Origin of the sequence: Brucella sp. BE17, assembly GCF_039545455.1 — a bacterium.
Classification (GTDB): domain Bacteria; phylum Pseudomonadota; class Alphaproteobacteria; order Rhizobiales; family Rhizobiaceae; genus Brucella.
Genome location: NZ_CP154468.1, coordinates 19,417 through 33,932, shown reverse-complemented (window position 1 = coordinate 33,932; position 14,516 = coordinate 19,417). Strand labels below are relative to the sequence as shown.

The window sequence follows — 14,516 nt, the reverse complement described above, 5'->3', positions numbered from 1 at the left end:
GCCTGTATCTGCGCTGTCCAAGCGCGTCTATAAAATCGCTCGGACTGCCTGCAAAAGCGGGCGCTGCGAGACGCCCCATTCAGAGATTGCCACCGGCAGCAGCGGAAAAGGCAGCAAGAGCAACCGGGCACAGTGGAGCACGGGGAAATGATAATCTCATAATCAAACCCTCAACAACAGTGGATGATGGTTAGTCGGGTTTTGGCAGATCAGCACGGGTCAGATCCAAGGTGCGCTGGGCCTTGAATTCCCGAAGTTTTTTAAGAAAGGTCTCCGAATTCTTATCGCCATAGGCGCGCTCGCTGATGGCCAACAGCATCGAACCTCTCTGGCCTTTGAACTTGCTTTCGACGTAGCGGTAGCCATTCCATTCGAGAATATATTCGCCATTTTTATCTTTGGCTGAAAGCAGAAAATCCAGTAGGATTTCGCCGGTATCCGCATTGTTGAAAACGGCCATATTGGCGACCGGATCTGTCGCTTTACGCTGCTGGATTGTCGACATCTGGGCAGAAACAACGTCGGTGAGCGGCGCGTCAGTCGCCAAAAACTCCACCATGACCATGCTGTCATAGCTTTTGGCTACGGCGCCTTCAGGCAAGTACTCCTGTTTGAAATAGCCTTCCTGCGGATTCGAAGACCACGACAAAAAGTAGTCTGTGCCACCGACCTTTATTGGACCTGGTACGCCAAGATAATCCCTCGTCTCTTGAGCGAGAGCGTTGGGAACGGAAAAAAGCACCAGCAAGGCTGCGGCTGCGAACATCTTACGGAACATGTTGATCTCCTCGATAGAGGCCGAAGCCTTCAGTATCCATGTGACGAAACAAAAAGCGTCCACCTTGGTCGGCCAGCTATCTTTTTTGGTCGACCAAGGTCATGACCATTTCAGGCGTCCCACCGATAAACCAGATATGGAGACTGAAATGCGCTCTCGCTTTATCATGATTAGCAGCGTGTTCTTGCTGGCGCTACCAGCAGCGGCGGAGGAATCAAACTGGCAAGCGGAAGCCATCAGGAGGGCGCTCGATTATCACGCTGCCAATCTTCCTGCACTCTGCGTTACCCCGGAAGAAACGGAAATGGAGCCCGCGAGCTACGAGTTGCAGGTTGGCGAAGATACGGCAGCGCGTCAGGCGCTGATTGTCGAGTTCCCCTGCCAGTTTAGTGCCTATAGCCAGACGGCAGTCTATCTACTTTCTGACCAGCGTGGCACTGTGTCTGAAATCGTCTTTCCCACACCCAAGTTTGACCTCACCTATACCGGCGAGGGCTCAGACGCCACTGTTGAAAAAGTAGTGATCTATGAGACGCCGTATCGGCGGGAAATAGCCAATGGGCAGTACGACCCATCCAGCCGCACCATGGTCGAGCGCAATAACTGGCGTGAGCTGCAAGACGCCCATACCGAGACGCACTGGACATTCAAGAACGGCAAGTTCGAGATCGTCTATTTCGCAGTCGATGCCACGTTTGATGGCGAAGACAACCCGATTGTCGTGCTCAAACGTGACATCTGGTGACCAGGCCTATTCGGCGGTAGCGCGATACTCCGCTTCCAGCCTGTCAAAAAGGTCCATATCGCGACGAAGAGTGTCGACAGCCTTGCCCATCATTTGGCTGGAGCGAGACATCGAACACTCGACCGTGGCCGCGCCAAGCCTGGCCAGTGCCTCGGCTTCGATTTCCGCCCGTTCTGACTGATCAAAATAGTCAGGCAGCTGTTCGGCGCGCGCCAAGTCAATCCGATAGCGGCTGCCATGGCAGAGGTCGGCATAGGCCTGATGCACCCTAGCGTCACCTACAATATCGCCCTTCTTTCGGGTCAGCGCGCGACGATAAGCGTCGGGCGTTTTAACAGACAGATAGATGTAGTCGTTGTCCGACAGCCCCGAATATTGCAGTGCCGGCAGATTGCGGTCCGGCATGATCCAGTCCAGAGGCTCGATCCGGATCACATCAAGCGAATTGGCTAGCTGCACGAGGCAGGTCAAAGCGGCGATGGCGGCGACGAGCTTTCGCGCTATGTCTTTCGGCGCCGAAGGGCGCAGCACGCCAAACGCGATGAAAATGCCGATCACGGCCATGATGAGGCCGCCCAGGTTGAACCGGTTATCGGAAACGATCTCGCCATTGACCCGCACCATCTCGGTGGTGCCGAGGAAAAGGAAGAACGGAATGATGCCAAGGGCAAGCGCGATCAGGGGTTGGGTAAAGCGGGACATGAAAAACTCTTTCTAAGAAATCAGCGCGTTGGATCGTCGGCACGGAAGCTCTCAATCATATCGTTCCAGCTGGAAAAGCCAAGATCGCGATAGACCTGGGTACGCGCGAAACTGAACGCGGCGACAGAGATCAGAACAGCGATAGCAGCACGCCGCGCGTGACAGCCCCCCTTTGCCCGGCTTGCCGGGATAACCGACATGATCGCGGCAATAGCAAGCCACGCCAGGGCGATGATAAATCCGAACGGATCCAACTGTAACAAGCGTGCCGAACATGGCCGATCTTCATTCAGAGGCTGCGCAAGCCGACAATGAAATGCATGTATTTCACGTAGCGATCGCCGGAAGCCTCGTCGCTGGTCTCGACCACCTGTTGACGCCCGCCATCCAGCGCCTTGTGCTGTTCCTCGGTCAGAAGATCGGAACCGATTCGTGCAAGCGCATCATAGCGCAGTGCACGATAACTGCCATCATGGCCCGTTCTGGCGATTGCCTGGTCCATGACGGCCTCAGCATGCAAACCATCGCAAATGGTGACGATCTTGGCGCGCTCCGCGTCCAATAACGCAATAGTTTTTGCGTCTAGCGTACCGCGCCCCGCGTGGGGGATTAAGGCATCAAGCGCAGCCAGGTCTGCGCCACATCCTCCGACTGCAACGAGATGGCGGCGTAGCTGGCCCGGCACGGTGATCGCCTCGATGACCGGCGTAACTGCATCCCAGTCCGCGTCTGACTGTGTACTGATGCAACTGACCAGAGCAAACCCTTCTGGGGTGGGGATTGCGGCCACCGTGAACGCGCCGCCCAATTCATGCTGGCCGTAAAACTGGTGCGCCGACGCGCCGCGATGGGAAAAGTGCTTACTGCTATCCAGCGTACCCGGCACAGGCACCGCTTGCGCCATTTTCTCATAGAAGCCGGTATTGTCGGCGAGCGAATTGACCCAGTCCTGATCGCCCTGACCAAAGGTTGGATGGTATTGAAAGGTGATGTCGCACAGCTTGCCGCCGGGGTCAGATGCGGGAAGGGCTGGATTGGTCGTCGCGACGGTGAGCAATACCTGGCCTTCCGGCGTCTGGCCCACCATGTTTGCCTCGAAGCCGGCCGGCGTCTCGAACGTCAGTCCGAAATCGGGATCGACCAACACTTTTCTGGATTCGGTGGCGGTGGTTTGGGCCAGAGCGCCTGTCGTTGCGGCTGCAAGTGCCGATATAATCACCAATGCCTTCATCGCAATCTCCTGCTGTTGAGGATTGGACGCGTGGCGGGCGACGAACCTTGGTCTTGCTTTGGGGAATTGTGAAGCGGCCTGTGGACCGTTTTCGAGCAAAGGTTTTGCTGCCGCTGACCGTCCTATTGCTGAACGCGTTGAAAGGTTGAGATCATGCCCCTGTCATTCAGTGCAGCATATGTAAAGCTCCCGAAAGGCCTGCGTTTTGCAGCTATGGTGATCGGCATAGGCGGTGTGCTGACCTCGCCTGTGATGAGCGATGGCCGCTACGTGCGTGAACTTGATGCTTATTGTGTCACGGCTGACGGCATACGGAGCGGTGTGGCAGCGAGTCAGGATGGCGCAACAAACTTTTACGTGCAAAGGCTGGGCGCAGAGATGGAGTTTACGCGCAGCGTTCACAGTCGCCACACCGTGTCCCAATGGCACGCCATGCTGGATCGGGTCGGATTTAACGAGATGCTTAGTGCAGATATTGCCGCCCCCTATTGCGGCATCGAGCGGACCGAGCACGGACGCGTCCATAAAGTGATATGGGCTAAGGGGGCGGTTCCCGAACCATTGTCAGATGTGTTCGCGTCGATGCTCGCACCAAGTCATTAGGTGAGGCGCAGGCCGCTCTTCATGGCATCGGGCCAGCCTGTTTCCAGCACTTGCCTGCTTTCGGTTCAAAGCTGACCGTGGTGGCAGCGCCTATTGGGGGCGGACATCCCAATCTGCAAGAGATTGAACTGCCCTTCCATGAAGGCGTCGAGCATTTCGCGCAGCACAGGGTTGGCCTGCTCCCCCTCCGCCCCGGCAAAAGTAACGACCGCGGCGCAATAGCCACCGGCATAGGCGTCGGAGTGCCCCGAGATTTTGGCTGTGGTTTTCATGTTTTCAGTCCACCGAGCCTCAAGTAGAATGGCAGCGCTGATCAGCGCTCTGGTAGTCAGCATATGAGAGATACACCGCAACACCGGGACGATTGTTCATCTGAATGCCGGAGATGATGCCGCCGAAAAAGGCGGTATGCCTTCGGCGTTTGGTTGCGCTGCAGCCTCCAGATTAGCCCGCGCTTCATCTATGCGCTTCACCCCGAGTATCGAAGCCGGATCAAGCGCTTCCAGACCAAATATGGGGGAGATGACCATCGCCTGCACGATGCTGGCTTCTTCCACGCCTACGGTGCTGCCCGAACCATCGAGCGCCGCAATATCGCGAGCGATGTTGAGGCGCATTATTGAATTCTGATTCGGAGTTCTATCTCCCAGGCCACTCCAGGCGTACATATCGAGGAAGAAAACCTGCATTGGATCAAGGTTGGACAACAGCATTTAAGGCATGTTGCCAAGGGCTTGCCGCAACGTCTGGGTGCTGTCCTGTGCCATAGTCGACGCGGCCGTGCCGGCGAGGCGGGCAAGAGGGACTTGTGTCTTCAGGTATCCGTACATTCGAGGATAAATGGGCCAAGCGCCTCTCAACCATCGTGCGGAAAACGTTCGATCAGTTCGTCTTGCCGAAACGGCTCATAGATGCATCGGCCAAGAAAACTGTCACGGCCCCGACAAACGACCGTTGCCAGAGTTTTCACGTTCTCGCCTGCAGCGTTTTTATAGATGTAGTAGAAAAACTGCTCGCAATTGCGCTGAGCTTCTATGGGCCTGCGACACGTCAGGTACTGGCTATCCGTCCTCGGAACTCCGCTTATGAAGCAATCAAAGCCATTGGCACGGAAAAGGCGTTGCTGGTCGGAAATGCTCAGGTCAGGATCGACATAGGCAGCGATAGTATCAGTAAGGTCTGGACTGCGCGTGTCAGGATCAAAATGAGCAATTAGATCCTGCGTCAGCGCCCCGATGGCGCGAGGAGGTTCAAAAACCAGTAGAAGTAGCCGCCAACTGATATAACAGCGACCAGTATAATCAGAACTCCACCGGCTAGCCATCGCATTTTCATCCCCTTTATCCCGCTTTGTTGAGATATGAGGTCCGCTGCAGACGATATCTTGGCTATGCCGCGCAAACAGTTATCCAGCCTTTGCGAGCAGCGCGCCGTGAGCAAAACTTGGTTCTAGTCATGCCAAATCCGGACAGGAGTTGTGAGACACTAGAGCCAGGGTTCACCGGCCTGGCATGCATACGGGCACCATCACGGTCGACATCGAGCTGCCAAAAGGATTGGCAATCGGTCTTGGCTGCCACACCACAACCTGACAATTGCTAGCGGATGCACGGCGACCATTGTCTGGTTTGCCCTTGGCCTTCAGATCAAAGGAGAAAGCAAGATCAAGCTCGGTATCTCCATCTGTGCCGTCCCAATTCACGCGGGCGTTACGCAAGTGCAATATCATGGCTTCGTCGGACACCTTACCCGCCGCTGTGACCACATGGTCTGCCGTCGGTTTCAACATCTCGATCTCACCCGTCAGAGCAATGGTCATGTCGCCGTCGCTCCAGGAAACATCGCCCATCGGCATCAGTATGTTCTCGAATTTGAGCGCCTGTTGCCCACCGATGCTCGCAATACCAAGCACCTTGATCGAACCCTGATCGTTTGACGACAGGGTGATTATCGCAGCTCCAGCTTTCCGGCTGATTGCTGTTTCGCTCTGGGGGGCCATAACTTCGAGGGTGACGCGACCTTCATAGGTTTTGTCGATAAAAGGGGGTCCACTTTTGTCCCCAGCCCAGACGGGCAGGGCAAGCCAAGGCTAACAATCAGTGCGACCAATCTATTCAGCATTTGGCTCACTGGCAGAATTGGCACGGACTGGGCCTGGAGTGTACTCCAGGCCGAGCCGGCTGATCAGGACCTTTGCAGCGTTGCTGACATGTTGATCCGGATCATCTGCAGCTTGGGTGATTTCGTCTGCGAAATCAGCGACGTGTATATGGTCACCATAGCCATAAATCAACTTAACGCCGTTATAGCGCACAAGTCCCTCCTCATGGTTCAGCAGGGACTTAGCCCGTTGAGCAATCTCAAGATCATTCCCCATCAGCAAGACCGAGCGCGCCGCTAAATGCAGCCCCCGGCCTGCCGGTTTGGACAGAATCTGGAAGCAGAAATCCATTATGCTGTGCCAGTTGTCCCTGGACAAGGTGGGCGGTTGCTCGCGATCCCTCGCAAGAAAGGCGAGCACAGCAAGCGTGTCGAATTGTGTGTCTTCCGATGCTTCGGCAAATTCAGCGATCAGCTGCGGGACGAGGGAGCTATCCTGCGCTATCCGGCCGGTCGATTTCAGGCGATCTATCAAAGCACTCGCGTCTTGGTCGGTGCCAATCGGCACAGGGGAGTGTGTGCCACCTTGAGCCATTAAGCAATTGCTGAAAGCGAACAGCAGGATCGTTGCAAATCTAATAAACATGTCCAAATCCAATTATCATTCACCCTTAGGTCGTCACCGGCCTCGAAAACCTTGGTAGAACGTGAAACGTCAAACCGCAGCCATTTCGGCGGCCAATATTTGGAGCGGCTCTTGTGCTCTGTGTGAAGAAAGCAGGATAAATCGATGTTAACAACATGCGCCGCAAATGGAGAGTTCAGCGAACCGACGGAACGTCATATGAGCACCGCCCAAACACCTTATCAGGACGAGAACCAGTCTGGCGGAAATTTGCGTGCACCGTCGACGACTATCTTCTTCAAGCCGCCCGTTTAGTCCAGAGACCAAGTGTGACCCAAACCAAGGTTTAAACGGGCGGCGTCATCTCATATGAGAGCAGAGATTGATATGAAACGCATCACCATGTTTGCAGCCCTTGTCGGCGTCTCTTCTTCGGCATAGGTACGAGATGCTGACTGGCAATATGGCACAGAGGGTGCCGACGAAATGCTTGCCACATTCTCAGCAGCGCGCGGGACGACCGACGATGGGCAGCCTGTAGAATTGCGCTTGTAGTACAGCGAACTGGCAGGTCGTCAGCTTCGCCTCCATAACCTTCTTGGTGCGATCGACTGCGCGGCCAACTGTCGCCTCGAACTGAAGATCGACGGCGCAGACTCTCAAACCGTCCGCGCAACGCTCCCGCCCCAAGACGCCGATGAACTTGAAATCGTCTACCGGCTCGAAGGGAGAGCGATGCACACCGCACGCTTCACTTTTCCCGGCCTGGATACTTCCGCGCTACCGGGTTGGGATTGAGCATAGTGGATTGGGCCGGATGGCTCGCAAAACGCTAGGGGCGGTCTTCACCCGCGATCCCGGATAGGGCGCTGGCCTTGCGGATGAATGTGCAGATCGTCCATGCATATTCTGCCAGCATTCACTTGCATCGGCTAGTAATCAGGCGCTGATGACCTCCGCCATAAAGTGGTCATCTCGAGCATGCCATAGAGGCCGCGATGCGTTGCATACCTTTTCTGAAGTCTGATTTTAGGAAGCTGCTCAGTTGAAAACGATCCAAACCGACCGCCTGACTATCAGGAATTTTCGCGCAGATGATGCGGAGGCTTTGTTTGCTTACTTGCAAAAGCCATCTGCAAGCTGTTTCTTTTCGCTCAGGCTCGCAGATATGAAGGCAGCTGAAGCTGAGGTTCTAAAGCGCGCGGACGAAGATGAATACCTTGCTGTGTGCCTTAAGGAAACAGGTAAACTCATAGGCGACCTTTTCGTACATCCTGATCCCGTGTGGCCGGACGACACGGAAAGCCCTCAGCAACCGGACACAGCTTCAGTCGGTTGGAACTTCAACCCACTCTTCAGTGGCAAGGGCTATGCTTTCGAGGTGGCCGAAGCTCTCTGCGCCGATTTATTCTTTCACCAAAATATGAGGCGCATCTACGCGTATGTGGAGGACCACAACGCCTCGTCCCGGCGGCTCTGCAAGAAGCTTGGCATGCGGGAAGAGGGGTTGTTCCTTGACTATGTGACGTTCCAAAACGACAGCGCCGGAAATCCAGTTTACGAAAACACATTGCAGTACGCGATCCTGCGGCGTGAGTGGGAGCAACGTTAAGCGTGCCGCATTGATGCTTCAGCGTGTGCTTATGCTAAAGCAGTCAGTGCGGAACTCAATCGCCTCACTTTGTGTATCGCGGCAATGAAGGCGGGCGTTTTACACGCCTTGCCGCTTTCAGATCACCATCCCGCCATTGTCCACTTCCATGGGCGACACGTGCTGACAGGGGCAAAAGCGAAACGCAGCCAAGGAATGGCGTCGCGCTGGCGTCCTACATATGTCAGGCTAATTGTGTTGCCCTGAGTTTGCAGTATGACCATTTAGGAAAAATGCAACTGGCGAGCATAGGATTGTCGCCGATGAATCGAGTTCTTCCATTTTTACTAGCCATATTTGCCGTGACGGCTGCGGCGGGATACGGCGTGTTCATGCTGTTCCAGAGCTGCCAGCCACTAGACCGTCTCTTCGGTATTTCCGGCTGCGAACGGGTCATACGGATCGTTGATTTCCGCCCTCAGGGAAAGGCGGCAATATCGGCTCCCGACGGTGATGGAGTGGTTAGCATTTTTGGACATGGCTATAGCAACAATGAATGGCATCCGGCCGTGGTACACCTGGATCTCGAAAGTGGAGAAGAATTGGCTCGCCACCCGGTTCGCGTTCTCGGTGACTACTGGAACGTCATTTTCTCGGAGGACAGCCAGCGTGCTATAATCATCTGCATCGACGCAGCATGTTTCGAGGGTGGCTACACAGCCGCGATCGTCTCCGTCAACGACGGCTCCATCCTGGAAGGACGGCAAAAGACCGACGACGATCTCATCTATTTCCCGGGCGACACATACCCCAAGTTCGGCGATCCTTGGGTGCAGTTATCTGTAGCAGGCGGCGCTCGGGTCCTGGTTGTTCAGCGCGATGATACCGTTTCACTGCTCGACGCCGAAGGAAACCCGGTGGCGACCCTGTTCGAAAATAGGCGTAACGATATTCTGAGAAGTGGTGTGTCGGTCTCCCCATCAGGCAATCGCGTCGCCCTTTTCGATTACGCGAGCCTTGGTTTTTCAGCTCGGCTCTATGTCTGGGACGCTTTCACCGGACAGACACTTATCGAGCGAGACCTTGGCCAAAGCTATCGCTGGAGGGTAACCCCAAGCTGGACCTTGGATGAAACAAAGCTGACCCTCGTCCGTCGCAACGAGCGTGACACGTTCCTCGAGCTTCATAGTGTGCCATGACTCCCGGTCATGGAACGGTATTGCCGCGCAGACAGAGCTTACTGGATAGCCATTTCTCGGCCCATTCCGCAAAGCTCTCAGATCCACGCAAACGTGCTTTATCTCGCGCCTTCTCTGTGGCCGGAGATTTGCTGGCCGCGATGAGTTTCTTCGCTTCGTTCAGACGCTCTCTCGCCTCGGCAAGCGTGATACCGCTCGCGCCATAGCGCCCGAAAGTGACCGTCTCCTACCGTCCGTGGATAGCGTAGTTGTAGCGAAAAGAGATTGAATCCGCAGGAGGTGCGGCAACATATAGCCCGTCGCGGTCATTCACTTTGTAGAGCGTGGCTTGCGGTTTCTGGTTGCGCAGCTTGGTATCGGTCAGCACGACACGGCCTTTCAACGCTCTGAAAATACCATGATGCCGGGGATTTGGCCGTCATGGTATTTTGCTGATAGCATGGCATCGGGCTGCGAAGTACCATTATTCATGCCATGAAAAATTTCTTCTTGGACGTGCTAAACAGTACCAGACAATGCAGCACCAAAAAACAAAAAAGCCCGCAATTACACGGGCTTAGATGATATATGATGCTCTTTGGTGCTGGTCTTTACCAGACGCCAAATTATTCCCACTCAATTATTCAAATTGAGAAAATACCAAAATAATTCAGTACGTTAGTTGAATACATCGTCATCTATACCCTTTACAGTACCATGGAATAAAATGTCACTAATTAGACGGAAATCCTATTTAGTTATGGGGAGTCCGGCAGAGCCTCCAACACCCACTGCCGTTCGAAAGCAGACATGCGGCGATCAGCTTGCTTAGCCAAACTCACCAATCGTGCTGACAACGAAGACAAGGTGTCTGTCGCGTTAATGAAACGCTCTGAGATTTGGATAGGGACGCCCTGTTCTTCAAGCATCTTCAAAGGGTCTTGCCTAAACCATCTTGGCATCTGAGCAAGGAATAACGCGTAAGAAACTTTGTATCCGGCAAGTTTCACCATGAGTTCGACAACAGCAAAATATTCCGGAAGATTGTATTCAGCTGCGCGCAGGAACTTGAAGATATTATCCAGCTTTTCGGGGTCTCCTCGATAGTTCTCATTGTGCCAGTGAAAAAAGGATTTTAATGTTGGTTGAGAACGCAGCTCGCTGATGTAAAGCGCCAGTTGCTTGTAGCTGGCCGCACCCATTTTTTGGGCAGAACGGATATGCGTCACCACCTCACAGACAGCCTCAATTTGATCATAATCAGGCCAATTGTTCCAATCTAGATGAATCCCTCTCGCCAATCGATTGGCTACCATTGTTCGCACTTCGATGAGTGTTTCGATACCAATTCCTGAAAAGCGCCTCAAATCCGCAACATCCAGTCCTGATCGTGTAGATAAATCTTCGATCCTAGTATCTATAGTCGGCGTGCTGTCGCTATCCTCAATATGCACTACGTATTCATCGGGCGCCTCTTCCCAGTCCCCGAACAATGGTGACTCTACGTCTACATCTTCGAAGCCAGGGGGGGTATGAAAAAGATAAACTTGCCCCACATGATGCTGACCTAGGCGCCCTGCTCTCCCTTTAATGTTCGAAAAAGTGAAAAAATCATATCCGCGTCCATTGATTGTCTTATCGAAAATAAGGACAGATCTAGCCGCTGTATTCACTCCCTCAATAAGGGTAGAGGTGCACAGCAATATTGGTAAGTCACCATCATTAAATAGTTTAATGAATTTCGAAGCCAACGCTTTTGGAACGCGTCCATGATGGACCCCTATCCCAGCTGCAACGGCAGCACACAATGACCAGCGGTCACCGTAATTCTCAACCATCCATTGGGAAAGGACTTCACCAGAACCCACGTTTTTTTTGCATTCCGCAAGATGGGTGGCCAGCGAATTCGCATGGTCGGGAGAAGATACAAAAACCAAAGCAGGCCAATTAGAGGCAGAAAAGGCCTCTTCTATCAACCGCTGCTTTTTGTCTGCAACCTTTCGCAGATCGAATGTATCAACAGCTACTGTGGAGAAGCGAGTTTGCAAAAACTCAAAACTCCATCTCTTATCTGATGACATCACCACATTATCAATGTTTGGTCCAAGGAAGAAAAATTGCTCAGCGTAGCTCAACAACCTATAAACGGCTGCGTTTAACGTAATACTTCTGTCATCTCGACGTGATGGATCTAGTTTGTAGAATTCATCGACAACTACCAAGTCCAATCGCCCAAGGTCGCTTCGGTTAATTAGTCGTTCCTGCGTCCCAAGGAATATTACACGATCGCGTTTGGGAACCTCTGCTTGATGCATAATAATATCATAATCGGCTCTAAATCTGGAGCTCAGCCGCCTTCGGAACTCATCGAGTAAGGCTATAGTTGGTAAAACAATAGCAAGTCGACGGTACTTTCCACTCAGGATAAGCGCGTCTATCAGGACACTCTTCCCGAAACTGGTCGGTGCGCTGAGTATAAGGTTATGCCCATTCAATAAACTGTTGAGAGCAACGATCTGCTCTTTATGAAGTGATATTCCTAGCTGTTCAACGTTCGCAGAGGCTGCGATATATCGATCGCGTTGATCAGCAGCTTCCGTATCAATATAATTCCACAGTCCAACAGCCCTCGCGAGACTGCTATGTATTTCCCGGAAACCCTTTAGGTCGGCGTGCTCGTCTATCAGTTTCGCAACTCGCGGGACAACAGCGAGCAACGAAGGATCATCAGTCGCTAACGATTGAATTGCGCACGATGCTTCCTGTATGATAGAGAATACTTTGCTTTTTAAAGCTGCCCCCTCCAACTGCTCAACATTTTTCCAGTCTATCTCAGAAAGGCTCATTGCAATCCTTTCAGTCTTTTGTCGAAAGCTTTTATAATATCGGATTTTTTGGGTACGGGAATGTAGATGATTTCAAGCCTTATTTTTTTAATAAGGTCCGACTTAGCTACTGCGGATGAAAGCGCATCAAGCTCGGCTTTAGCAGCAGCTAAATACACCGCATCTGCTTTTGTAGCGATGGCGGCCGCAGGGCTTTCGCACATTATCCCAATGGGGAATACGGCTGCAGAAAGGAAATCATCGAGTTTGGCGTTTTTTTTGAAAAGCTGCGAAAGCTTCTCATAATTAGGTGTGCTCTTCGGAATCTGGGGGCCTAAGAGTATTTTTTCGTTCTCAAGAAACCCCGCCTCTATGTGTTTCCGGACAGAACCGATAGCATCAGCTATCGCTCTTGCACCTTTCTGATAAATTTTCGACTCGCCGAGCCATATTTCCAATTCACCGTTTTCAGGGAATCTGGCATGGACCATGTCAAAGGCTTTGATTACGTCATTTGATGCCGATTTATAAAATACCCTTGGACTGATAGGGACAGTCTCGAAAAAATCGCGACAGATAGCGTGAAGGGCGATCTCACCTACCTCACCGCGATTTTCATACTTACTGCTGGTGTAGACTCGGATCGCTGCTTGATTGTGTTTCAGTAGCGAATTTCCGTGATGCACAGCCAACTCATCCTCTCTGAGGGCGTAGTCGGGTAACCACTCAGCTAGGTGGAAGGCAAATTTATCACAGCGCCATTTTGCGCCATCGAATCCCGCACAATATAAGTGGGATGCGACATCGACGGCTGTTCCAGACCCAAGATCCTCAAGAAACCTTTCTGGTTTAACTGCGTAAACACTCAAGAATCACCCCCAATCCCACTGAGATTTGAATACAAATTCAGTAGACTGACAACTGATATTTCAGAGGTTGCGGGCTAACTATGAATGCTGCACTAAAACTTGTGCGATCAAAAATTTTGACCCCTAATCTGGACATCATCGATTATGCACGACTCTACCCATAATCTCGTGAACCTGATATTGCAACTTCCGGAAATCCTGCATCATCGTTTCAACTTCTATCGGCCTTGCGCCCTGCCCGCGCTTCTCAGCCAACCAGAGTTTGAGCAGGCCTGCGACGCGGCCCAAATCTCCATTCACTTTTGCCAAGTCTGCTACGGCCTTTAAATCGACTACTGATCGTATCGGGTGATTAAGTCCAACATTGCGAAGATATGCCGAGCGTGAAAGACCGGTTGTGTTGGCTCGCTCCGCTAATTCCGCTTCCTCTTTTGGTGTCAACCAAACCTCAATACGCCGGTTACGCGGGCGGCCACCTCTAGCTTCAACAGGCGTGCTTTCATGATCAGCAGCGTTCTTCATAGAGCCTCCAAATTGTCAGATTTCTCATTGTCGCGGTAGCGACTGCCAGCCTCGCAGAGCAAGATTCCGTCGAGCCGCAGGCGAGTAAGGTACGGTATTGGACAGGGATAGGCGCAGCCTGTACCGGTACAATACATATCTTGCCATCGTTCTGCGTGCGATTTTACGCGATGCGCAACTCACTTTCCATTCTTAGTACAGAAAAACCGTTAAATCGCATTTATTCGCGCATCGTCGCATATTATCGCATCAAATCGCGCATTATTGCATTTAATCGCAAATAATATCGAAATTAATATTGTGAAATAAGAAAATTACATTGGATTGCACAATCCAATATATGGATTTACATAACTTTACGCCACTCAATTCGATTTTTATATTCAATCCTGTAAGATTATTTCATGAGTTTTGATAACATTCATATCTACAAGGAGTGAGTTTATATGAGCATATCCCCGCGTATCACTAACAAAGTGATCGAGGGTTTGAGAGTCCAACTCAGGGAAGCGGCGGATGCAACACCCGGCCCACAATGGATGAGCCAGATGGACGTCATTCGTGAGTTACAGGATGAAATATCATCCTTGCAGGCGAAGGGATTTCCACTGAAAGCCATCACCGAGATTCTCGCAAAACGGGGCGTCCAGATGACGCCCGCCAAGCTGAGCACTTACCTGAGCCGCGTGCGTCAGGAAAAATCCAAAACACTATGACCCGGCCTCAAGTGACAGGCCCAATACGCAG

The 14,516-nt window shown here is 52.4% G+C and carries 18 protein-coding genes and 1 pseudogene; 6 read left to right on the top strand and 13 right to left on the bottom strand.

Features of this window, described 5'->3' with window-relative positions; all coding sequences use genetic code 11:
- Positions 1–190: 190 nt before the first annotated feature.
- Entirely contained in the window at positions 191–778 is a 588-nt protein-coding gene (locus tag AAIB41_RS11575; RefSeq protein ID WP_343315446.1) for a hypothetical protein, read from the bottom strand.
- A gap of 148 nt (positions 779–926) precedes the next feature.
- Between AAIB41_RS11575 and AAIB41_RS11570 the strand changes: the two genes are divergently transcribed.
- Positions 927–1,523, top strand: coding sequence for a hypothetical protein (locus AAIB41_RS11570; RefSeq protein ID WP_343315445.1), 597 nt, complete (start codon positions 927–929; stop codon positions 1,521–1,523).
- A 6-nt stretch (positions 1,524–1,529) separates the two neighbouring features.
- Here AAIB41_RS11570 and AAIB41_RS11565 read toward each other — a convergent pair whose 3' ends face one another.
- Genes AAIB41_RS11565 through AAIB41_RS11555 form a run of 3 tightly spaced genes read right to left on the bottom strand, consistent with a single transcriptional unit; the run spans position 1,530 to position 3,456 of the window.
- Positions 1,530–2,225 (bottom strand): hypothetical protein, encoded by a 696-nt coding sequence (locus tag AAIB41_RS11565; RefSeq protein WP_343315444.1) that lies wholly within the window; start codon positions 2,223–2,225, stop codon positions 1,530–1,532.
- A gap of 20 nt (positions 2,226–2,245) precedes the next feature.
- Positions 2,246–2,488, bottom strand: coding sequence for a hypothetical protein (locus tag AAIB41_RS11560; RefSeq protein ID WP_343315443.1), 243 nt, complete (start codon positions 2,486–2,488; stop codon positions 2,246–2,248).
- A gap of 26 nt (positions 2,489–2,514) precedes the next feature.
- Positions 2,515–3,456 carry a hypothetical protein gene (locus AAIB41_RS11555; RefSeq protein ID WP_343315442.1) on the bottom strand — a complete coding sequence of 314 codons (942 nt, stop codon included), beginning with the start codon at positions 3,454–3,456 and terminating at the stop codon, positions 2,515–2,517.
- Positions 3,457–3,609: 153 nt separating this feature from the next.
- Here AAIB41_RS11555 and AAIB41_RS11550 point away from each other — a divergent pair, with 153 nt between their 5' ends.
- Complete coding sequence (locus AAIB41_RS11550) at positions 3,610–4,059, top strand: hypothetical protein (RefSeq protein WP_343315441.1); 450 nt, start codon at positions 3,610–3,612, stop codon at positions 4,057–4,059.
- A gap of 65 nt (positions 4,060–4,124) precedes the next feature.
- On the opposite strand, the gene AAIB41_RS11545 is transcribed toward AAIB41_RS11550, so the two are convergent.
- Positions 4,125–4,394, bottom strand: a complete 270-nt coding sequence (locus tag AAIB41_RS11545) for a hypothetical protein (protein WP_343315440.1) — start codon at positions 4,392–4,394, stop codon at positions 4,125–4,127.
- A gap of 33 nt (positions 4,395–4,427) precedes the next feature.
- Positions 4,428–4,676 carry a hypothetical protein gene (locus tag AAIB41_RS11540; RefSeq protein WP_343315439.1) on the bottom strand — a complete coding sequence of 83 codons (249 nt, stop codon included), beginning with the start codon at positions 4,674–4,676 and terminating at the stop codon, positions 4,428–4,430.
- 191 nt (positions 4,677–4,867) lie between these two features.
- Here AAIB41_RS11540 and AAIB41_RS11535 point away from each other — a divergent pair, with 191 nt between their 5' ends.
- The gene (locus AAIB41_RS11535; protein WP_343315438.1) at positions 4,868–5,275 is read left to right on the top strand and encodes a hypothetical protein; all 408 of its coding nucleotides are present in this window, start codon (positions 4,868–4,870) and stop codon (positions 5,273–5,275) included.
- Between the two features lie 282 nt (positions 5,276–5,557).
- Here AAIB41_RS11535 and AAIB41_RS11530 read toward each other — a convergent pair whose 3' ends face one another.
- The 3 genes from AAIB41_RS11530 to AAIB41_RS11520 form a co-directional block, all read right to left on the bottom strand.
- Positions 5,558–6,058, bottom strand: a complete 501-nt coding sequence (locus tag AAIB41_RS11530) for a hypothetical protein (protein WP_343315437.1) — start codon at positions 6,056–6,058, stop codon at positions 5,558–5,560.
- Between the two features lie 111 nt (positions 6,059–6,169).
- Positions 6,170–6,805: a hypothetical protein gene (locus tag AAIB41_RS11525; protein ID WP_343315436.1), complete on the bottom strand. Its 636-nt coding sequence runs from the start codon at positions 6,803–6,805 to the stop codon at positions 6,170–6,172.
- 480 nt (positions 6,806–7,285) lie between these two features.
- The gene (locus tag AAIB41_RS11520) at positions 7,286–7,525 is read right to left on the bottom strand and encodes a hypothetical protein (RefSeq protein WP_343315435.1); all 240 of its coding nucleotides are present in this window, start codon (positions 7,523–7,525) and stop codon (positions 7,286–7,288) included.
- A 304-nt stretch (positions 7,526–7,829) separates the two neighbouring features.
- Here AAIB41_RS11520 and AAIB41_RS11515 point away from each other — a divergent pair, with 304 nt between their 5' ends.
- Entirely contained in the window at positions 7,830–8,396 is a 567-nt protein-coding gene (locus AAIB41_RS11515) for a GNAT family protein (protein ID WP_343315434.1), read from the top strand.
- 302 nt (positions 8,397–8,698) lie between these two features.
- Entirely contained in the window at positions 8,699–9,574 is an 876-nt protein-coding gene (locus AAIB41_RS11510; protein WP_343315433.1) for a hypothetical protein, read from the top strand.
- 49 nt (positions 9,575–9,623) lie between these two features.
- Here AAIB41_RS11510 and AAIB41_RS11505 read toward each other — a convergent pair.
- The 4 genes and pseudogenes from AAIB41_RS11505 to AAIB41_RS11490 form a co-directional block, all read right to left on the bottom strand.
- A pseudogene (locus AAIB41_RS11505) lies at positions 9,624–9,941 on the bottom strand (Arm DNA-binding domain-containing protein); the annotation flags it as partial.
- A gap of 370 nt (positions 9,942–10,311) precedes the next feature.
- A complete protein-coding gene (locus AAIB41_RS11500; RefSeq protein ID WP_343315432.1) occupies positions 10,312–12,399 on the bottom strand; it encodes a DEAD/DEAH box helicase in 2,088 nt (695 codons plus the stop codon).
- Positions 12,396–13,247: a DUF1837 domain-containing protein gene (locus AAIB41_RS11495; protein WP_343315431.1), complete on the bottom strand. Its 852-nt coding sequence runs from the start codon at positions 13,245–13,247 to the stop codon at positions 12,396–12,398. The genes AAIB41_RS11500 and AAIB41_RS11495 overlap by 4 nt, the downstream gene beginning before the upstream one ends.
- A gap of 135 nt (positions 13,248–13,382) precedes the next feature.
- Positions 13,383–13,769 carry a CopG family transcriptional regulator gene (locus AAIB41_RS11490; protein ID WP_343315430.1) on the bottom strand — a complete coding sequence of 129 codons (387 nt, stop codon included), beginning with the start codon at positions 13,767–13,769 and terminating at the stop codon, positions 13,383–13,385.
- Positions 13,770–14,215: 446 nt separating this feature from the next.
- Here AAIB41_RS11490 and AAIB41_RS11485 point away from each other — a divergent pair, with 446 nt between their 5' ends.
- A complete protein-coding gene (locus AAIB41_RS11485; RefSeq protein ID WP_182521366.1) occupies positions 14,216–14,485 on the top strand; it encodes a hypothetical protein in 270 nt (89 codons plus the stop codon).
- The last annotated feature ends 31 nt before the right edge of the window (positions 14,486–14,516 follow it).